At 46.5% G+C, this 20,844-nt stretch carries 20 protein-coding genes; 18 read left to right on the forward strand and 2 right to left on the reverse strand.

All coding sequences use genetic code 11. The features are described from left to right. Together DPF93_RS17065 and DPF93_RS17070 are read left to right on the forward strand one after the other, a co-directional pair. Positions 1-202, forward strand: a 202-nt coding sequence (locus DPF93_RS17065; RefSeq protein WP_164675390.1) for an integrase core domain-containing protein, incomplete at its 5' end; no start/stop codon positions are given. A gap of 906 nt (positions 203-1,108) precedes the next feature. After that, a complete protein-coding gene (locus DPF93_RS17070; protein WP_114767313.1) occupies positions 1,109-1,369 on the forward strand; it encodes a DUF3624 domain-containing protein in 261 nt (86 codons plus the stop codon). Positions 1,370-1,414: 45 nt separating this feature from the next. Here the strand turns inward: DPF93_RS17070 and DPF93_RS17075 are convergent, their stop codons facing one another. After that, a complete protein-coding gene (locus DPF93_RS17075) occupies positions 1,415-2,143 on the reverse strand; it encodes a glutathione peroxidase (protein WP_114767314.1) in 729 nt (242 codons plus the stop codon). A gap of 192 nt (positions 2,144-2,335) precedes the next feature. Between DPF93_RS17075 and oxyR the strand changes: the two genes are divergently transcribed. Next, complete coding sequence (gene oxyR, locus DPF93_RS17080; protein ID WP_075651854.1) at positions 2,336-3,223, forward strand: DNA-binding transcriptional regulator OxyR; 888 nt, start codon at positions 2,336-2,338, stop codon at positions 3,221-3,223. 74 nt (positions 3,224-3,297) lie between these two features. Here oxyR and DPF93_RS17085 read toward each other — a convergent pair whose 3' ends face one another. Continuing rightward, the gene (locus DPF93_RS17085; RefSeq protein WP_114767315.1) at positions 3,298-5,856 is read right to left on the reverse strand and encodes a penicillin-binding protein 1A; all 2,559 of its coding nucleotides are present in this window, start codon (positions 5,854-5,856) and stop codon (positions 3,298-3,300) included. Between the two features lie 144 nt (positions 5,857-6,000). On the opposite strand from DPF93_RS17085, the gene pilM reads away from it, so the two are divergent. The 15 genes from pilM (at position 6,001) to astA (ending at position 20,834) form a co-directional block, all read left to right on the forward strand. Continuing rightward, positions 6,001-6,951, forward strand: coding sequence for a type IV pilus assembly protein PilM (pilM, locus tag DPF93_RS17090; RefSeq protein ID WP_164675391.1), 951 nt, complete (start codon positions 6,001-6,003; stop codon positions 6,949-6,951). Further along, positions 6,941-7,501, forward strand: a complete 561-nt coding sequence (locus tag DPF93_RS17095; protein WP_114767317.1) for a PilN domain-containing protein — start codon at positions 6,941-6,943, stop codon at positions 7,499-7,501. The genes pilM and DPF93_RS17095 overlap by 11 nt, the downstream gene beginning before the upstream one ends. 4 nt (positions 7,502-7,505) lie before the next feature. Further along, positions 7,506-8,099, forward strand: a complete 594-nt coding sequence (locus DPF93_RS17100; protein WP_114767318.1) for a type IV pilus inner membrane component PilO — start codon at positions 7,506-7,508, stop codon at positions 8,097-8,099. Then, positions 8,089-8,607 (forward strand): hypothetical protein, encoded by a 519-nt coding sequence (locus DPF93_RS17105; protein WP_114767319.1) that lies wholly within the window; start codon positions 8,089-8,091, stop codon positions 8,605-8,607. Before DPF93_RS17100 ends, DPF93_RS17105 begins: the two co-directional genes overlap by 11 nt. Further along, positions 8,604-10,283: a type IV pilus secretin PilQ gene (locus DPF93_RS17110; protein WP_114767320.1), complete on the forward strand. Its 1,680-nt coding sequence runs from the start codon at positions 8,604-8,606 to the stop codon at positions 10,281-10,283. The genes DPF93_RS17105 and DPF93_RS17110 overlap by 4 nt, the downstream gene beginning before the upstream one ends. 164 nt (positions 10,284-10,447) lie before the next feature. Next, a complete protein-coding gene (gene aroK, locus DPF93_RS17115; RefSeq protein ID WP_114767321.1) occupies positions 10,448-10,966 on the forward strand; it encodes a shikimate kinase AroK in 519 nt (172 codons plus the stop codon). 30 nt (positions 10,967-10,996) lie between these two features. Then, a complete protein-coding gene (gene aroB / locus DPF93_RS17120; RefSeq protein ID WP_114767322.1) occupies positions 10,997-12,100 on the forward strand; it encodes a 3-dehydroquinate synthase in 1,104 nt (367 codons plus the stop codon). Positions 12,101-12,157: 57 nt separating this feature from the next. Then, positions 12,158-13,636, forward strand: coding sequence for an SPOR domain-containing protein (locus DPF93_RS17125; RefSeq protein ID WP_114767323.1), 1,479 nt, complete (start codon positions 12,158-12,160; stop codon positions 13,634-13,636). A gap of 154 nt (positions 13,637-13,790) precedes the next feature. Further along, on the forward strand, positions 13,791-14,615 hold the full coding sequence (locus tag DPF93_RS17130; RefSeq protein ID WP_114767324.1) for a Dam family site-specific DNA-(adenine-N6)-methyltransferase: 825 nt from the start codon (positions 13,791-13,793) through the stop codon (positions 14,613-14,615). 100 nt (positions 14,616-14,715) lie between these two features. Next, positions 14,716-15,387 carry a ribulose-phosphate 3-epimerase gene (rpe, locus tag DPF93_RS17135; RefSeq protein WP_114767325.1) on the forward strand — a complete coding sequence of 224 codons (672 nt, stop codon included), beginning with the start codon at positions 14,716-14,718 and terminating at the stop codon, positions 15,385-15,387. Positions 15,388-15,413: 26 nt separating this feature from the next. After that, positions 15,414-16,094 carry a phosphoglycolate phosphatase gene (locus tag DPF93_RS17140; RefSeq protein WP_114767326.1) on the forward strand — a complete coding sequence of 227 codons (681 nt, stop codon included), beginning with the start codon at positions 15,414-15,416 and terminating at the stop codon, positions 16,092-16,094. Between the two features lie 126 nt (positions 16,095-16,220). Then, positions 16,221-17,237 (forward strand): tryptophan--tRNA ligase, encoded by a 1,017-nt coding sequence (gene trpS / locus DPF93_RS17145; RefSeq protein WP_114767327.1) that lies wholly within the window; start codon positions 16,221-16,223, stop codon positions 17,235-17,237. 140 nt (positions 17,238-17,377) lie between these two features. Next, complete coding sequence (locus DPF93_RS17150) at positions 17,378-17,956, forward strand: aminodeoxychorismate/anthranilate synthase component II (RefSeq protein ID WP_114767328.1); 579 nt, start codon at positions 17,378-17,380, stop codon at positions 17,954-17,956. Between the two features lie 509 nt (positions 17,957-18,465). Next, positions 18,466-19,680 carry an aspartate aminotransferase family protein gene (locus DPF93_RS17155; protein ID WP_114767329.1) on the forward strand — a complete coding sequence of 405 codons (1,215 nt, stop codon included), beginning with the start codon at positions 18,466-18,468 and terminating at the stop codon, positions 19,678-19,680. Positions 19,681-19,814: 134 nt separating this feature from the next. Further along, complete coding sequence (astA, locus tag DPF93_RS17160) at positions 19,815-20,834, forward strand: arginine N-succinyltransferase (protein ID WP_114767330.1); 1,020 nt, start codon at positions 19,815-19,817, stop codon at positions 20,832-20,834. The last annotated feature ends 10 nt before the right edge of the window (positions 20,835-20,844 follow it).

Raw genomic sequence — 20,844 nt, forward strand, 5'->3', positions numbered from 1 at the left:
GAAGAATGCGTTAGCAGAGAGAGTCAATGGGATACTAAAACAAGAGTTCCTACTCAATAGGTGTCAAGACATCAAAGAGCTCAACCAACTAGTAAAAGAGTCTATTAGTATCTATAACAATATGAGACCACATCTTAGCCTCGGGATGAAAACCCCAAATGAGGTTCATGAAAAAAGCCAGCTGCTAACGCAGTTGGCTTAGCATAAAACTGTCAACGTATTTTAGGACGAGACAGTAGCAACAGGGGAAGGGGATGTCCCGCTTATTAGCTTGTCGTATTCCTTGACTCTGTGTTAGCGGTCCAATAACTCTTTGCTGCGCCAAAGAGTCATCAGAAAGGCGCTTTAGTCTCGAGTGCGCTGTTCGGTCGGTTTTAGGCGTTCCCGACACCGAAAACCTAAAAGTTCGTCCTGAACTTTTACCTAATGAGGTGGACGAATTTGAGTGGCGTGATTGCGTTGGACAAGAACATAAGACAAAGCCTAATCACATAGATAATTATGTGATTAGGCTTTCAAGTTCAGCATCAATATGAAAGTCTTTCTCCAAACTAGTTGGTGTTATAGCTAGGCAACCAAATGAGAAAAGTCTCTGAGCATAGTGAACTATGTGATGAGATTTTCGAGTGTAGGTTAACGACGCTATAGCACCAAATAGGCAGGAGGACTCCTCAAACTAATTAGAATCACAGCTAGGCGAACAAATGAGCAAAGCCTCTGAGCATAGTGAACTATGTGATGAGGTTTGAGAGTGCAGCTCAACAACGCTGTGACTCTGATTAGGAAGAGGAAGGTTAGTGCATGGCGTGCAGGCTTACCAACACGATGGCACTAAAACCAATCACAAACCAACTCGAACCCATAACTAATGCAGTTTTTAATTCAGTACTCACTTTACTTCTCCTCAATATCTCGAGATTAATCCCTAGTAAACTGGGATTTTATTTTGATTATTTTTGAAGCAACAAGGTACACCAATGACGTGCTACTGTTATCTGGCGAAGCTTACTTTTCATTTTTGATCGACTCCCCATATCGCGCTTTGCTATTACCAACGGATAAAGGAAGGGACTACAATGTGGTTCACTCTTCCTTGTAAGTGATAAACATGAGTTGTAATACCTGCCAACAGAACTGGTTTTGGCGCAAGATTGGGCGCTGCATGCGCTGCGTCTATCAGCTGAGCGGATTATCGCTACTGAGTATGGTGAGCTGGTGGCTGATGTTTCGTGATACTCCTAAGAGCATTGAATCTATCGCGTTGATTACTGCGATGGTTGGTTTTACTGGGTTGTTAGCATTGCACCTTTGGATGCGCTGGGTGGTTATTCCACTTCGCTCCCGAAGTAGAAATGAAAAAAGGCGATAGCCAATTAGCCATCGCCTTTCTATTTAGCTTAAATCGGCTAGGGGATTAGCCTAGGTAAGCTTCTAGCTCTTCGCTGCCACCGATGTGTTTACCACCGATAAATACTTGAGGAACCGTCGTGCGACCCGTGATTGCACGTAGGCTCACCGTGGTTGCGTCTTTACCTAGTACAAGCTCTTCGTAGTTCAGACCTTTGTCGATTAGGTTCTGTTTTGCTTTCATACAGAATGGGCAACCAGGTTTTGTGAATACTGTGATTGACGCTTGCTCTTTGTGCTCTGGCGCAATGTAGTTCAGCATAGTGTCTGCATCAGAGACTTTGAACGGGTCGCCTGGTACGTTTTCTTCAACGAACATTTTCTCAACCACACCGTTTTTCACTAGCATGCTGTAACGCCATGAACGCTTGCCGAAGCCTAGATCGTTTTTCTCAACCAGCATACCCATGCCGTCAGTAAAATCACCGTTACCATCTGGGATGAACGTGATGTTTTCTGCTTCTTGGTCTGCTTTCCATGCGTTCATTACGAAAGTGTCATTTACAGAAACACATAGGATGTCATCAACGCCGTGCTCTTTGAATACAGAGAATAGCTCGTTGTAGCGAGGTAGGTGGCTTGATGAACAAGTCGGAGTAAATGCACCAGGTAAGCTGAATACGATAACGGTCTTGTCTTTGAATAGATCGTCAGTCGTTACGTTAACCCAAGCATCACCTTGGCGAGTTGGAAAAGTAACTTGTGGTACAGCTTGACCTTCTTTTGATGTAAACATGGTTAAATCCTTATTAACGATATTGTTCGTTGGTAATATATCTGAGAGTTGGGTGGACTCAATCTTTTTTCTTTGCAGTTATTATAAAAATTTTTATTAATCGCACTAATCGTTTAAGACGATGGCTTTGATAGTCATTAACGTTTGGTGTTATGATTTTGATAGTTTGATCCTATTGGTAAAGGATGGTTTATGAATATTCGTGATTTCGAATACTTAGTCGCCTTGGCTGAGCACAATCATTTTCGTAAAGCGGCGGAAGCCTGCTTTGTTAGTCAGCCGACCCTAAGCGGGCAGATCCGTAAGCTGGAAGATGAGCTAGGTACCGCGCTATTAGAACGCAGCAGTCGTCGCGTGTTGTTTACCGATGCGGGTTTGCAGCTGGTCGAGCAGGCGAAAAAAATCCTCAGTGAGGTGAAGCTGTTCCGCGATATGGCAAGCGATCAAAGTGGCGCGATGACAGGACCGATGCACATTGGTTTTATCCCGACGGTGGGTCCTTACATTCTGCCGCGTATTGTTCCTAAGTTGAAAGAGCAGTTTCCTGAGCTTGAGCTTTATCTGCATGAGGCACAAACTCAGCAACTTGTTCATCAACTTGAAGACGGCAAGCTGGATTGTTTGGTGTTAGCGGCGGTAGAAGAAACGGCGCAGTTTAAAGAAATTGAAGTTTACAGTGAGCCATTAAGTGTAGCCGTGCCTTGCGAGCATGAATGGGCATCGCTGGATGAAATCGACATGTTAGAGCTCAATGGACGCACGGTTTTAGCGTTGGGTGATGGGCATTGTTTACGCGACCACGCGTTAGGCTTTTGCTTTGCTGCGGGCGCTAAAGATGATGAGCGTTTTAAAGCAACCAGTCTAGAGACCTTACGCAACATGGTCGCAGCAGGAGCAGGGATCACCTTGCTACCAAAACTGGCGCTGCCAAAAGAGAAGATCAAAGATGGCGTTTGCTACGTGCGAGCAGTCAACCCGGAGCCGACGCGCAGTATTGTTGTGGCTTATCGCCCAGGTTCGCCATTTAGAGCGCGCTTTGAGCAATTGGCAGAGACAATTAAGCAGCAGCTTGAAGCTTAATTCACACTGTTTGATTGGAATAAAAAAGAGGTTGGCATTGCCAACCTCTTTGCGTTTATGACTTGAGAAGGTGTCTAGAACAGCTCTTCGCCTTCGTCACTTGAGTAGATAGTATCGGTGAGCTCTTCAGAGACATACTCTGTTGGCTCATGACCTTCACGGAAGTACTCAAACATCGACGTACCATCGACTTTATTGGTCAGTAGACCTGAATCGCGGTCAATACGAATACGCACGATACCCGGCGGGATATCTTTGTCTTGTTCAGCATTGAGCGACAGTGCCGTATGCATAAAGTCGATCCAAGCTGGTTCTGCGGTTTTCGCCCCAGACTCAGCGCCAGTGATTTGACCTTTTCCAAGGTTTGCGTTTTGTGTCGTGCGACCTAGAGTGCGGCTGTGATCATCAAAGCCAACCCATGCAATCGCGACAACACCCGGACCATAACCGTTGTACCAAGTATCTTTCGAATCATTGGTGGTACCGGTTTTACCGCCGATATCACGACGTTTCAGTTTTTGTGCTCGCCAGCCCGTACCGTTCCAGCCTGTGCCATCACGCCAGCTACCGCCGCCCCAAATGTTGCTGTACATCATTTCACGTACAAGGAATGCAGTTTGCTCAGAGATCACTTGCGGAGCATAAGGTGATTCAACTTTTGCAGTTTCTTCAGCTTCGCTACCCGTTGAGATATCTTGTTCGTTAAACTCATTTTCTGGTTGGTCAGCTTGAGCTACTGGGGCAATTTGTGTTGCTGGGCAGTTTTGCTGACAAATGGTTTTTGGCGCAGCTTCAAATTCCATATCACCGTAAGGACCGGTTACTTTCTCGATGTAGTAAGGCTCAACATAGTAACCACCGTTAGCAAATACTGAGTAGCCTTGCGCCATTTTCATCGGTGTTAAGCTGCCCGCGCCAAGCGCAATGGTTTCTGAACGTGGCACATCATCAATGGCAAAACCAAAGCGAGTGAGGTAGTGACGGGTGTCATCCAAGCCCACTTCACGTAAAACGCGTACCGCCATTACGTTCTTCGATTGGGCAAGACCGATACGCAGACGGGTAGGACCGACATAAGTTGGTGGTGAGTTCTTCGGACGCCATGCAGTGCCTTGGCTTTGATCCCATTGGTTGATTGGCGCATCGTTAATCAGGGTTGCGAGTGTTAAACCTTTATCGATTGCTGCTGAGTAGATAAATGGCTTAATACTTGAGCCCACTTGGCGTACCGACATAGTGGCGCGATTAAACTTGTTATGCACAAAGTTAAAGCCGCCTACCAGTGATAGTACCGCACCATTTTCAGGGTTCATTGCGACAAATGCGGTGTTGGCGTTTGGCACTTGGCTTAGTTGCCAGTGATAAACTACGTCACCTTCCTCTTGTTGATTGGCAATTTGGCGCACCCAAATCTGCTCACCCACTTCGAGTACATCACTTGCTTTCTTCGGTGCAGGACCTTGGCGTTCATCAGTGCGGAATTGACGTGCCCACTTAATGCCATCCCAATCCAGTTTTGCTTCACCGACATTTTTAATGGTGACGGTTGCTGATTTTGCCGCAACGTTAGTGACAACTGCCGGCGTTAGCTCACCGTAAGTTGGGACGTTACGCAGCGTTTTTTCAATTTGCTCAGCCGTCATTGGCGCTGCATTTGGTTTCCACAGCACTTTTTCAGCGCCGCGGTAGCCATGGCGTTCATCGTAAGCAAGCAGGTTATTGATGGCGGCATCATTGGCTGCGCTTTGTAGCTTTGAGTTCACCGTGGTGTAGACGTTCATACCTGAGGTATACGCATCTTCACCGTAACGTTCTACCATCCAAGCACGCGCCAGCTCTGCCACATATGGCGCGCTAAGCTCAATCTCGGCGCCGTGATAACGAGAGACAATCGTCTCTGCACGCGCTTGCTCGTACTCTTCCTGAGTGATGTATTTCTCATCCAACATACGCAGCAGAACCACGTTACGACGGTTGGTCGCACGTTCAATCGAGTAGATTGGGTTCATAGTCGAAGGCGCTTTAGGCATGCCCGCTAAGGTGGCAATTTCGCTCAAAGTCAACTGGCTAAGATCTTTACCAAAGTAAACACGTGCTGCGGCACCAAAACCGTATGAGCGATGTCCCAAGAAAATCTTGTTTACATACAGCTCCATGATCTCTTGCTTGCTAAGAAGTTGCTCAATATGGATCGCAATAAAGATCTCTTTAATCTTACGCATGATCTTCTTCTCGTTGGATAAGAAGAAGTTACGCGCAAGCTGTTGGGTAATGGTACTTGCACCTTGTTTGGCAGAACCTGACATTGCTACCACGATTGCTGCGCGAGTGATACCGATAGGATCAATGCCGTAGTGATCGTAGAAGCGGCTGTCTTCAGTCGCGATTAAGGCTTCAACAAGATGTGGCGGGATTTCGTCATATTTCACTGGAATACGGCGTTTTTCACCGAACTGAGAAATCAGTTTGCCATCTTGGCTATAGACTTGCATTGGCGTTTGAAGTTTCACGTCTCGCAAAGTCGCCACGTCTGGCAGTTCTGGTTTAACGTAAAGATAGAAACCAAAAATAGTTCCCACTCCAAGGATCATGCAAACCACAATGAAAATGAGCAATCGCTTTATGAACTTCACCGGATATTCCCTGATTGATTGAGGTCAGCAAGACCTAATGCCTTGTAACCTTAGCTAACAATTTAGCTTGCGTTAATGTTGTGCTTCTTTATCGGCAACCATGCTGTTTTCGCAAATTGTCACCGATGCCTGGAGCACAGCGATATGAGTTATTCATTAATCACTGGCGTTGATATTGGTCATTACAGCATTAAAGCCGTTGTTATCAAACCAGTAAAAGGTCGTCTCACTCTCGTCTCTGTTCGAGAGTTGGCGGTCGAAGCTATTATTTTCTCCGATAACCACCTGTTAAATCATCAGGAAATTGTAAAGAAACTAAAGCAACTTAGAAAGGCTTTGCCTCTGTTTATGCGCTCGGTTGCTTTTGCGATACCTGATGACTGTGTTATCTCGAAATTGCTGCAGATAGATAAAGCCTTGTCTGCTCAAGAAAAAGAGTATGCCATTATTGAGGCTTTTTCTCATCAATCTGCCTATCAAGTGGAAGAGCTTTATCTTGATTACGAACTGCTTGCGCCCGCGCCTGCATCGTTAACGCAAGCGGTGCAAGTGTATGCTAGCAAGAGATCGGTGGTAGATAACTATGCCACAGCATTTCACCAAGCTGGCTTTACTCCCTTGTTGTGCGATTCACATCAGCATGCATTGGTTCGTTTATGGCAAGCGATGGCGAAGAAAACGCAGTTGGACAACTGGCTGCTGTTAGATATCGCTACCACTCGCGCCACATTGGTGTATGACCATGCCGAGCAAGCACCGTGGTGCAGAGAGTTCGCTTTTGATGCGGCGTTAGGTCAGCAAGTTGAACCGCTGGTGGAAGTAGTCATGCAACATGTATTACGCCAGTGGCAACTGATGTCGAGTGTCGAGCGAGAAGCTATTGGCGGGATCTGGCTTACGGGCGGTGAGTTTGCAGCCTTAACTCTCAGCGATGCTCTTGCTGCACAATTAGGGCTTAAATGCTGTTTGTTTGATCCTTTGAGCTTGTTCGAACATCAAGGCGTTCAGCTTGCAAGTCACGGTTATGATTGCGCGTTAGCAACGGGACTGGCGCTGTTGGGAAGCGATTGGCAGGAGAAGCGAGATGTTGCATAGCATCAACCTACTGCCATGGCGCGAGCAGTATCGCCAAGCTAAGCGAAATCAATGGCGAGCTTGGTTGGTTGTGAGCCTGATTTTGACGCTGCTTATTCTGTTGGGCGCAAAGAGTTTGATTGCCAACCAGCAGGTGTTGCAGCAGCAAAGAGTCAGCTTTTTGCAAACCCAGCTAGACCAATGGTTATTGGAGCAAAAGCAACTGCAGAGGCTTTTGCAACAACTTCAGCAAGTAGAGCAAAAGAATCAGCACTTCGAGAGTTTAGAGAGACAACGCTCTAAGGTAACCCGCTTGATGAGTTTATTCGCTCAGCATGTACCGGATGGGATTTATCTTGAACGAGTTGAAACGCGCGACTTACAAGTAGAGCTAAAGGGTTTTGCTCATACCAGTCAGGCGCTGACGCTGTTAGCTGAGCGTTTACAAAACTCTGCTTATATTAATGAGCTAAGTGTTCGCTCGATTCTTCACCAGCAGCAACGTTGGCGGCAAAACTATCAGGCTTTTCATCTCTCTTTTCATTTGCGTTTAGACGTTAAGGGGGAGTGAGTTGATGCTTGATTTTGAAATCAGTGAAATAGCGTACAAGCCTTGCTGGCTTAAATTGGCGCTCTTAGCTGGGATAACGGCGTTAGGGCTGATAAGCGGATATGCGCTATTGCTCAAACCGCAACTGTCACACCTCGAACAGTTACGTCAGCAAGAGCACACACTTAAAACCACCATTGATACAGCTCGTCAAACGGTCAAGCAGCTGTCTCAATATCGTTTAATGCTCGCACAAGAGATCGCGCGTGAGCAGGCTTTTTCAAGCCGTTTACTCTCGCAAGGTGAGATGTCGGCGCTGCTGCAAGCCATCAATCAACAAGGTCATCAGCAACAGATCTCTTTTGTTCATCTGGATTGGGGAGAGCCGAAATTGCAAAGCGATTTTGTTGAGTTGCCACTGATGTTGGAGCTTAGTGGTAATTACCACCAAATAGCCCGCTTTAGCCAAGGTCTTGCAGCTATCCCGCACTGGGTGCACGTCAAAGATTTTACCCTCTGGCGCAGTCATGTAGAGGGGCAACAAGTATCAATGCGCATCAGTGGCACCAGCTATCAAGCAAAACCAGCCGTGCTACAGGAGAAACAAAATGGACAATAAAGCCAAGCTCTGGATTGCGCTGCTGTTTTTAACTGGCTGTGATGCTGAACAGAGCGATCTCGCGCCTTATCGCTTTATCTCTCAGCCAGTCGTTGAACTAGAGGTGGCTGGAGAACAAAAACTGGAAGTCTTGCGTTACCAAGAGCAGGAGCGCCGCTCCCCGTTTGTGTTGCCGTCAAATGTTGTCAAACCTGCGCAGCCACTTGTGCCGCTTGAGTCAGAGCAGACGTCGGTAATTGAGTTGGAGCCATCGGATCCGCTCTTCGCCCAAGTGCGCTTATCCGGCGTCATACATGGACATTCTGGCAAGATTGCACTATTCCAACTGCTTGATGAGCGGTTGGTGCAAAAACAACAGGGACAAGTACTTGAGCTTAGTGATTCGCAACGCTCGTTTGTTGTTCGCGAGGTTGGCGAAGACTTCGTCTATTTGCAATCCACAAGCGTGGAGGCTAGCTCCTTGCGATCATTGACCAAGCTAACATTGGCACAAAGGAGCCGTCGATGAAGCATACCTTTTTACTTCGCAATCTTTGGCTTGCGGTTGTTTTGCTGTGTTCACTGACTTCGCATGCAGGCACTACGGGGAATGAATTTGTCGGCTTAGACTTTAAGTTAGACAGCGAGAGAAATGGTCATTTAGTCATAGAGCTGAGCAATCGCAGTATTGCCCTAGATGTGCGCAAAAAGAGCCAAGGTTTAGTGATTGATTTGCCTGACACGACGATCTTGCCATCCCAGCTTAGCCAATACGATGTGCGTGATTTTGCTACCAATGTCCAAACCATCGAGCTGCGAGAGCAGCAAGGTCGCGTGCAATTTGTCGTCAACATCGAGGGTGACTATCGATATCACTATCAGATAAAGCAGCACTATATTGAAGTGGTGATCATGGCTTCAGCATCTCAAAATAGTCTGCTGACAGATATCGATCGCGAGCAGCGTATCTCGATTAATTTTCAAGATATTCCTGTACGTCGCGTGCTGCAGATGTTGGCTGAATACAATCAATTGAATTTGGTGGTTTCTGATTCGGTGACGGGTAACCTGACCATGCGTTTAGATGAAGTGCCTTGGCAGCAAGTTCTGGATATTTTGCTGCAAGCCAAGGGATTAGATAAATACATTGAAGGCAATGTGATGCTGGTGGCGCCCATTGACGAGTTGGCTCAAGAAAGGCTGCGCCAGCAGCAGAGAGAGCGTGATAATTCACAACGCTCGCGGCAATCGCAACTGATCAAAATTAACTTTGCCAATGCGCAGGATATTGCAACGTTAATCTCACCGACCCAAGGAGGCATGCTATCAGAACAAGGCTCCCTTCAGGTTGATGAGCGAACCAACACCTTGCTGATTCACGACTTTCCAACCAATATTAATCGGGTACGGGAAATCGTTGCTTCACTCGATGTCCCTATCAAGCAAGTGCAAATAGAAGCGCGGATTGTCACGGTGAGTGAAGGAACCCTTGATGAGTTGGGCGTGCGCTGGAGCATCAATTCCAATGATGGCAAGCTTGGCGCAACGCTTGATGGTAATTTCGCTCAACGTAACCAAGCACAGTTGTATGATTATCATAGCGGCGATGTTGCCGATTTGCTCAACGTGAATCTAGCAGCCGCGGCGTTGAGCTCTTCCAGCATTGCTTTCCAAGTGGCAAAACTGGGTGGCGGGACGTTACTCGATTTGGAACTGTCGGCATTGCAGCGCGAATCAAAGGCGGAAGTGATCTCCAGTCCGCGTTTAATTACCACCAATAAACAGGCGGCTTATATCGAACAAGGGACGGAAATTCCATATTTGGAAGCTGCGTCGAGTGGCGCGACATCAGTTTCCTTTAAAAAAGCGGTATTAAGCCTTAAAGTAACGCCGCAAATTACCCCTGATAATCGATTGATTCTTGATTTAGATGTTACACAAGACCGACCGGGTGAAGTATTACAAACCGGTACTGGCGAAGCGGTCTCAATTAATACCCAGCGGATTGGTACACAAGTATTGGTGGAAAATGGTCAAACGATTGTCTTGGGGGGCATTTATCAGCACAGCGTGACAGATACGGTGGATAAAGTTCCGCTACTTGGTGACCTGCCATTATTGGGCTCACTGTTTCGTCGTAGCTATCAACAACTGGGTAAAAGTGAGCTACTTATTTTCGTTACGCCCAAAGTAGTTGTGCACTAAATAGAAAATAAATTTGCATTAGGTCGACCTTATCTAGATAATTTCGGGTCTTATCACGAAATATCTGTGAGGAATCGGTGTCACAAGCATCTTCTAAGTCAGCTTAACGCTGTCCCTTCTTGTGGCGATGTCATTGAATTAACGTTGTAAATTACTGCTAAAACATGGCTGAGAAACGCAATATTTTCCTTGTTGGCCCAATGGGAGCCGGCAAAAGTACAATTGGTAGACATCTAGCTCAACAGCTTCATATGGAGTTTGTTGACTCAGACACTGTCATCGAAGAACGCACTGGCGCAGATATCGCTTGGGTATTCGATGTTGAAGGTGAAGAAGGCTTCCGCGCTCGCGAAGAGAAAGTGATTAACGACCTAACCGAAGAGCAAGGTATCGTACTTGCGACGGGTGGTGGTTCAATCCTGAGCAAAGAAAACCGTAACCGTCTATCTGCTCGCGGTATCGTTGTATACCTAGAGACAACCATTGAAAAACAACTTGCACGTACAAACCGTGACAAAAAGCGTCCTTTGCTACAAACGGACGAACCACGTGATGTACTAGAGTCTCTGGCTGAAGAACGCAACCCGCTATATGCTGAAATTGCGGATTACACTGTACGCACAGATGATCAAAGTGCAAAAGTGGTAGCCAACCAGATCGTAAAAATGCTAGAAGAGAGATAAGACTTACTTATTTCGAATTGGAGCATAACCATGGAACGGATTACGGTCAGCTTAGGCGAACGTAGCTATCCAATATCAATTGGCGCCGGATTATTTGATGATCCGGCCCACCTTTCTTTTCTTTCTAACCCTAATAGTTCGGCAAAACAGAAAGTCGTCGTGATCAGTAATGTCACGGTTGCGCCAATCTATGCGGAAAAAATTCTCTCAACGCTGGCACAGCATGGCTGCCAAGCGACTCTGCTTGAATTGCCAGATGGCGAGCAATACAAAAGCTTAGCAACCTTCGAACAAGTGATGAGTTACTTGTTAGAGCACAACCATAGCCGCGATGTAGTGATCATTGCTTTAGGCGGTGGTGTGATTGGCGACTTAGTTGGTTTTGCTGCTTCTTGTTATCAGCGCGGTGTGGATTTTATTCAGATCCCAACCACCTTATTATCTCAGGTGGATTCTTCCGTTGGCGGTAAAACGGCAGTAAACCATCCCCTTGGTAAAAACATGATTGGTGCTTTCTACCAACCGAAAGCGGTGATTATCGACACCAATTGTCTTGCGACGTTGCCCCCGCGTGAGTTTGCTGCTGGTATTGCTGAGGTGATCAAGTACGGCATTATCTATGATGCGGCGTTTTTCGATTGGCTAGAGCAAAATTTGGATGCGCTGTATGCCTTGAATGAAAAAGCGCTGACGTACGCAATTGCTCGTTGCTGCGAAATCAAAGCTGAAGTGGTCGCGCAAGATGAAAAAGAGTCAGGCATTCGCGCCTTGTTGAACCTTGGTCATACCTTTGGTCATGCGATTGAAGCTGAGCTTGGCTATGGCAACTGGCTGCACGGTGAAGCGGTTTCATCTGGCACTGTGATGGCAGCAAAAACCGCACAACTGCTTGGCGATATCAGCCAAGAGCAACTGGATCGCATTATTGCGCTGCTCAAACGTGCCAAATTGCCAATTCATACCCCAGAGAGTATGAGCTTTGATGATTTTATGCGTCATATGATGCGTGATAAGAAAGTGCTCGCTGGTCAATTGCGTCTGGTTTTACCGACCAGTATTGGCAGTGCGGAAGTGGTTAAAGGCGTCTCAGAAGAGATTATTGAACAGGCAATCGATTTTGCCCGCGAACTTTAATTGCAATGCTTAACCGTTGCGTGTTCGAGATTTAGCTTAAAAGCTTAGGTTGATACTATGAGTGTGACACATCAATCCAGAGTGTTGGAATTAGATAGCCAAATAGAATTGTTAGAGCGTTTGCAGCTCTTAACCCATTTTACGTCTAATTTTATTACTGTCTCTGGCGCCGCTGGAGCGGGCAAAACTTGGTTAGCGCAACGCTTTTTAGAAGCGTGGGCGGATGATAAAAACCAAGCCTTGCTGATGTGCCACCCCAACCAAACCGACGAGCAGCGTCGCACGACAATTTTGACGCAAGTGCTTTCCGAGCCGCTGTTTAATCCGGCGGATAATCTGGTCGACAGTTTTACTCGCAACATGGAACATGAGTCATGCAACGTCGTCATTGTTGTCGATGATGCGCATCTGCTCAGTGAGACTCTTGTTTCCGAGCTTTGGCTGTTATTACTACAAGCACAGCAGCGCAATCGCTGGACGATCAATATTGTGCTGTTCAGTCGCGTAGTCAGTCTTGATGCGCTCTTTCGTCGTCTTAGTCATGGTCAAGACATTAAGCCAATTGAACTTGAAATTGAATCACTTAGCTCGCAAGAAGCGGATCGTTTTTTTGAACAATTGGTGATGCGCTTTGTCGAAGATGAGAGAGAAAAAAGGGTGCGTCATGCGTACCGAACCGTTGCGCGTCGTCCGGGAGAAATCATGGCATTAGCAGATCAGAAAGTGGAAAAGAAAGTCGTTATTCGTTCTATTATCGGTTCGCCGCTTAATATTGCGGTCATTGTACTGCTGCTATTGGCACTAATTGGTGGCGGTTATTGGTGGATGATGGCTCAGCCAACGCCGGATGAAACCGCCCAGCAAATTACTGGGCAAGTTGAGCAAACGGTGATCCCTACTTTGGATGAGACAGAGCCTGCTACTGCAGAGTCTTCTGCTACTGATGCAGAGCAAGATAATTCCGAGCCAGACTTCGCGAGTGAGCAAGATAGTAATGGCTTAGCGGTGGAAGATGATTCGAGTGCACTGCCGCCAGAGGTGACAGATAAGCCGGAAAGCGTCGGAGTGATTGAAGATAACTCCCAACGCGTGGTGATCACCTCAGAAGTGGTGGATGCTTTATTAGAAAATGAAGCTGAGCAAGTCGATACCACCGAGATTGAGCAAGTGGTTGATGATGCACGTGAAGAAATCCCACGAGAGACACAGGTTAATGTGTTGACCCCAATCACGTTCGAGTTTGCTAAAGAGCAGCTCAACAGCTACTCGCCGCGCAGCTATACCTTACAGCTTGCTGCGGTGAATAGCCGATTGGAAGTGCAGAACTTTCTTGATCGCTATAACTTGAATGATATCGCGCTCGTTTACCCGACACTGCGCGATGGTCGCGAATGGTTCATTATTACCTATGATAATTACCCAACGATTCAAGTTGCTCGTGATGCGGTGAGTAATCTACCAGAGCCAATCCAAAAGCTTGGACCATGGGCGAAATCACTCAATCAAGTACAACGCGAAATCGCACGCAGCGAATAACTGGCAGGGTACGCACCATTTTATGCACCAAGGTTGACCAAAGCAGTGACTTTCTGCTCGGTCAGCCTAATTCAGCCTGCCAATTGCTTTGGGTATGGCGTTAAATATGTTACATTCCGCAGCCTTAATTTGTGGTTGATAGATAGAGCAGTCGATGAAAAAGCAGCGTGCCTTCCTGAAATGGGCTGGCGGTAAATACGGACTAGTTGAAGATATTCAGCGTCATCTGCCTGAAGCGCGCAAGCTGGTAGAACCGTTCGTAGGTGCAGGTTCTGTATTTCTCAATACTGACTATGAGCAGTACCTGCTGGCGGATATCAATCCCGACCTGATCAATCTCTACAACTTGCTGAAAGAGAGCCCAGAAGAGTATATCTCTGAGGCTAAGCGCTGGTTTGTAGCCGAAAACAACCGCAAAGAAGTCTACCTCGATATTCGCGCTGAGTTTAATCAAACCGACAACGTGATGTATCGCTCGTTAGCATTTCTCTATATGAACCGTTTTGGTTTTAATGGCCTGTGCCGTTACAACAAAAAAGGCGGCTTCAATGTCCCATTTGGCTCTTACAAAAAACCGTATTTCCCAGAGAAAGAATTGGAGTTTTTTGCTGAGAAAGCCAAAAAAGCTACGTTTGTCTGTGAAGGTTACCAAGAGACCTTCAAACGTGCGCGCAAAGGCAGTGTTGTCTATTGCGATCCACCTTATGCACCGCTTTCGACTACGGCTAACTTTACCTCTTACGCAGGTAATGGTTTCTCGCTTGATGACCAAGCGGCACTGGCTGATATCGCCGAAACTACCGCCAAACAGCGTGGCATTCCAGTATTGATCTCTAACCACGACACCACGCTTACTCGTCGTTTGTATCACGGTGCAGAGCTTAATGTGGTGAAGGTGAAGCGCACCATTAGCCGCAATGGGGCAGGGCGCAATAAAGTCGATGAACTGCTGGCACTGTTTAAGCCAAATAACGACTAAGCTACACATTTCTTAACCTACTACTATCATCTGCCTGACCGCTTCGGTAGAATTGCGCCAAATTTATGCAATGAAGCCAATTTACTTTTTGAGGTCAGGTATGAAAGATTTCCTTATCGCTCCTTCGATTCTGTCTGCGGATTTTGCTCGTCTTGGTGAAGACGTAGAGAAAGTTCTCGCAGCCGGTGCGGATGTGGTGCACTTTGACGTTATGGACAACCACTATGTGCCAAACCTGACTTTTGGTGCACCAGTGTGTAAAGCCCTGCGTGACTACGGCATTACTGCGCCAATCGATGTACATCTGATGGTTAAACCGGTTGATCGCATTATCCCGGATTTTGCTAAAGCTGGCGCATCGATGATCACTTTCCATATTGAAGCATCTGAGCACGTAGACCGTACTTTGCAACTGATCAAAGAACATGGCTGTAAAGCAGGTGTAGTACTAAACCCTGCAACGCCACTTGTGCACCTTGAATACATCATGGACAAGGTTGATATGATCCTACTGATGTCAGTGAACCCTGGTTTTGGCGGTCAGTCATTTATCCCGAATACACTCGATAAGCTGCGTGCAGTACGTAAGATGATCTATGAATCCGGTCGCGATATTCGCCTTGAAATCGATGGCGGTGTAAAAGTGGACAACATTCGCGAAATCGCCGAAGCGGGCGCAGATATGTTTGTGGCAGGCTCGGCAATCTTTAGCCAGCCAGATTACAAGCAAGTGATCGACGAAATGCGTGCCGAGCTTGCGCAAGCTAAATAAGTTCAGCAGAGTTGTAGGATAGAGTTTTGAAACAATTAAAACTGATCGCTTTCGATCTTGACGGTACGCTGCTAGATAGCGTGCCGGATCTTGCCGTGGCGGCTGACCAAGCCGTACGTGAATTAGGCTACGCGGGTGTTAGCGAAGAACAAGTGCGTGATTACGTCGGTAATGGCGCCGATATTTTGATTGCTCGCGCACTGAGCCAAAGCATCGATATCGATCCAGAGTTAAGCCCAGAGTTACGTGCAAAAGGACGTGAACTGTTTGATGACTACTACGAAAAGAGTGGTCATAAATTGACGCATCTTTACCCACAGGTAAGAGAGACTTTAGCGGAGTTAAAGCAAGCGGGCTTTACTTTGGCGTTGGTCACTAACAAGCCATCTAAGTTTGTGCCAGATGTACTGGCGCAGCACAACATCGCCGACTTTTTTAGTGATGTGTTAGGCGGTGATGCTTTCCCTGAACGTAAACCTAACCCAGTAGCATTGAACTGTCTGATGGAAAAGCATGGCTGTACGCCAAGTGAAATGCTGATGGTTGGTGATTCGAAAAACGATATCTTGGCGGCCAAAAACGCGGGTTGTCGTTCGTTTGCTCTGACTTATGGCTATAACCACGGTGAGCCAATTTCTGCCAGCAAACCAGATTTTGTCGCAGACAATATCGCCCAATTACTCGAAGTGATCGCTGTTTCTGCTTAAGCAAAACAAAATCACTAGCAAAATACTCTTCAATGAGTACACTGAGATGACCTTATTTTTCTCTATCACAGAGAGAGGTAAGGTTTTTTCTATTTTATGAGATTAAGAAGTCAAAGGAATCCATCCATGAGCAAACCCATCGTATTCAGTGGTGTTCAACCTTCTGGTGAACTAAGTATCGGTAACTACTTGGGTGCTCTACGTCAATGGCAACAAATGCAAGACGATTACGATTGTCACTACTGCGTAGTTGACCTTCATGCGATTACGGTTCGTCAAGATCCTAAAGCGCTGTATGAAGCGACACTAGATGCATTAGCAATCTGTCTGGCAGTTGGTGTTGACCCACAGAAGAGCACGCTATTTGTTCAGTCACATGCACCAGAGCACGCTCAACTAGGCTGGCTTCTTAATTGCTACACCCAAATGGGTGAATTGAGCCGTATGACTCAGTTTAAGGATAAGTCTGCTCGTTACGCTAACGATGTAAATGCGGGTCTATTTGGCTACCCAGTGCTGATGGCTGCTGATATCCTGCTGTACGGCGCGCACCAAGTGCCAGTAGGTAACGATCAGAAGCAGCACCTTGAATTAGCGCGTGATATCGCGACTCGCTTTAACAACATCTATTCGCCAGAAGATCCAATCTTTGTGGTTCCAGAACCGTACATTCCAACGGTGAATGCGCGTGTAATGAGCCTGCAAGATGCGACGAAGAAAATGTCTAAATCAGATGATAACCGTAAGAACGTGATCACTCTGCTAGAAGACCCTAAGTCGATCATTAAGAAGATCAACAAAGCACAAACGGATACCGAGACACCGCCACGCATTGCTCAAGATTGGGATAACAAAGCGGGCATCTCAAACCTAATGGGTCTGTACTCTGCAGCAACTGGCATGAGCTTTGCGGAAATTGAAGCTAAATACCAAGGCGTAGAGATGTACGGTCCATTTAAGAAAGATGTTGGTGAAGCGCTGGTTGCAATGCTCGAGCCTATCCAAGCGGAATACCACCGTATTCGTGCAGACCGTGCTTATATGGATCAAGTGATGAAGCAGGGTGCGGAAAAAGCATCTGCTCGCGCAGCACAAACACTGGAAAAAGTTTACCAAGCGGTAGGCTTTGTTGGTCGCCCATAAGCGATTGAAAGACGAAAAGAAGGTCAGCGAAATGCTGGCCTTTTTCTATTCTAAGCGGCAAAATTTTTACTTGCCTTTATAGGGCACTATTGCACAATACACGCCCTGACTAAGATTGATTATTGAGCTGTTTATCCGTCATGTTGCTGATCATTGATAATTACGATTCGTTTACCTATAACCTCTACCAGTATTTTTGTGAGCTGGGCACGGAGGTACAAGTTGTGCGTAATGATCGGATTGATCTGCAAGGAATAGCCGATCTTGAGCCGACTCATCTAGTCATTTCACCAGGACCGTGCACACCAAACGAAGCGGGTATCTCCTTGCAAGCGATTGAGCATTTTGCGGGTAAACTGCCAATTTTAGGTGTCTGCCTTGGTCACCAAGCGATTGCACAGGTATTTGGTGGCGAAGTGGTGCGTGCACGCCAAGTGATGCACGGTAAGACGTCACCGATTCGTCATACTGGTGAGAGCGTGTTTAAAGGCTTGAACAATCCTTTGACTGTAACGCGTTACCATTCATTGGTGGTAAAAAGCGATACCTTGCCAGATTGCTTTGAGTTAACCGCTTGGACTGAGCTGGAAGATGGCTCAATGGATGAGATCATGGGTTACCAACATAAGACGCTACCGATTGACGCGGTGCAGTTCCATCCAGAGTCGATTAAAACTGAGCAAGGTCATCAATTGCTGGCAAACTTCCTCGCTCGCTGATCATTTCTAATAGAATGCCTCTCTGTGTAGAAAGGGCGATTTAGCTCACTATTTTAACATTTGTTTTACAGTTTTGTCTGTGAGGCTGTTTTGCAAAACTATTCGTTCTCTAGTGGGTAAGAAACCGGTTATCTCTACTCTAATTTCTGAGCTATTTCATCTAATTTCTAATCTCTCAATCCTCTACTCTTCTCGTATCTACCATCTCAACTCTCACATCCACCATCATCTCGAATCTCACCCCTTTCTCTGCACTCTAAAGCTTAGCTTATGGCAATCTTAACTATTAATTACTTCATAAAAGTCGTTTAATGATGCATAAATAGTCATAGCTTGTTTTGGTGAAGTGATCTTTCTCTATTTAAACAGCATAAATCACTATTGAATTGGTTAATTAAATGTAAATACAATGCCGTGTTAGGGAATGCATAACACAAAAAATTGTTTCTATACTTATTTGTAAGGATACAAAACCTACATTGGCATGCGGTATCGAGAGGGAATGTACGATGACGGTAGAAATGAATGTTCAAAGAGCGCTGTTTGACGAGGTGATGGTACCTTGTTACAGCCCAATGGAAATGATCCCAGTGAAAGGTGAAGGCTCACGTGTTTGGGATCAACATGGCAATGAATACATTGATTTTGCTGGTGGTATTGCCGTGAGCTGTTTAGGTCATTGCCACCCAGCAATGGTTACTGCGCTTAATGAGCAGAGCCAAAAAATCTGGCATTTAAGCAATGTCATGACCAATGAGCCAGCGCTGCGTCTGGCGAAAAAACTGACCGCTCTCTGCTTTGCAGACAAAGTCTTCTTTGCTAACTCTGGCGCTGAAGCTAATGAAGCGGCACTCAAACTGGCTCGTCGTTACGCTGCGGATGTTTATGGCGCGGAAAAATCAGAAATTATCGCCTTTAAACAAGGTTTCCACGGGCGGACATTTTTCACTGTGACGGTCGGCGGTCAAGAAGCCTATTCAGATGGCTTTGGTCCTAAGCCCGGAGATGTCACTCACCTTGAATATAATGATGTCGATGCTCTGCGCGCGCATATCTCGGATCGTACTTGTGCGATCATGATGGAGCCATTGCAGGGTGAAGGCGGCATTATTGCACCCACCGATGAATTTATTCAAACCGTGCGTGAGTTGTGTGATAAGCACAACGCGCTACTGATCTTTGATGAAGTGCAAACCGGTAACGGGCGCACTGGTGAGTTTTACGCTTACCAAGGTTTGGGTATTACGCCGGATATTTTAAGTACCGCGAAATCTCTTGGTGGCGGCTTCCCAATTGGCGCAATGCTGACGACCAATGAACTGGCTGAGCATTTAAAAGTGGGCACTCATGGCTCAACTTATGGCGGTAACCCGCTTGCTTGTGCGGTGGCAGAAGCTGTGATTGATGTGGTGAGTGAGCCACAAACTTTGGCTGGCGTTAAAGAGCGTGAAGCGCTGTTCCGCGCTGGGCTAGAGAAAATCAATGCTAAGTATCAGATCTTCAGCGAAATCCGTGGTAAAGGTTTACTGCTCGGCGCTGCGCTTAATGACGAGTGGCAAGGTCGCGCTCGTGATGTGTTGGTGGCAGCGGGTGAACAAGGTCTGATGGTGCTGGTCGCAGGAGCCAATGTAGTGCGCTTTACGCCATCTTTGGTGATCAGCCCGCAAGATATCGAGCAAGGTCTTGATAAATTAGATAAAGCGCTAGCGACACTTACAAAATAGTTAAAACATCAAACGAGGTAAGCGATGTCGAACTTGCCTCGTTATATCAAGCACATTGAATTACTGGATGGCAGTTTAGACTGACTAGATTGCTAGCCTAGCGTGGTTGATATCAGTATCTGGAGGGAGTATCGATGCTGGTTGTTCGTCCTATCTCTATGTCAGACTATGATGCGCTGCATACCTGTGCGGTTGAATCTGGTCACGGATTTACTTCTCTACCGGTTAATCAAGATTTACTGACTAACCGTATCACCCATTCAGAATATAGCTTTGCTAAACCCCAAGTGACCGAACCCGGTGATGAAGGCTATCTTATGGTCGGTTTTGACAGTGACAGTGATGAAGTCGCTGGCTGTACCGGGATTGAAGCATCGATTGGTTGGGATGTGCCATTTTATTCTTACCACATCAGTACCATCGTCCATTCATCGCCCAAGCTTGGCGTGAATAATGTCGTCAAGCTGCTGACCTTTGGCAATAACTACACCGGATGCAGCGAAATCTGTACCTTGTTTTTGCGTGAGAAATTCCGTGGTGGTCTTAATGGACGATTGATGTCGAAGTGCCGTTTTTTGATGATGGCGGAACATCCTCATCGCTTCTCAAAAACCGTTTTTGCCGAGATGCGTGGCGTCTCTGACGAAGAGGGCAACTCTCCGTTTTGGCAATGGCTGCAAGAGAACTTCTTCAGTATCGACTTTACCATGGCGGATTATCTAACCGGCATCGGCAAAAAAGGCTTTATTGCTGATTTGATGCCAAAACTCCCTATCTATATCAATTTACTCAGCCCAGAAGCGCAAGCGGTCATTGGGCAGGTGCATGACAATACTAAACCTGCGCTGAGCTTATTAGAAAAAGAAGGGTTCACTTGCCGCAACTACGTCGATATTTTCGATGGTGGTCCAACCGTTGAGTGCGATCTACGCAATATTGAATCAGTGCGTCACTCTTTCCGCGCAAAAGTCGCGATTAGCGAACACAGCAGTGATAACGACTATTTGATCAGTAACACTTCCTTTGAAAACTTTAGAGCAGTAGCTGCCAAAGCGGCGCACGATCATGCCACTGAGTCAGTAATTATCGCACCAGATGTGGCAAAGGCACTACAGGTAGAACACGGGGATTACGTGCGCATGCTCGCGCAATAATGTTCAACAG

Origin of the sequence: Vibrio rhodolitus (assembly GCF_003350325.1) — a bacterium.
In the GTDB taxonomy this organism is placed as follows: Bacteria; Pseudomonadota; Gammaproteobacteria; order Enterobacterales; family Vibrionaceae; genus Vibrio; species Vibrio rhodolitus.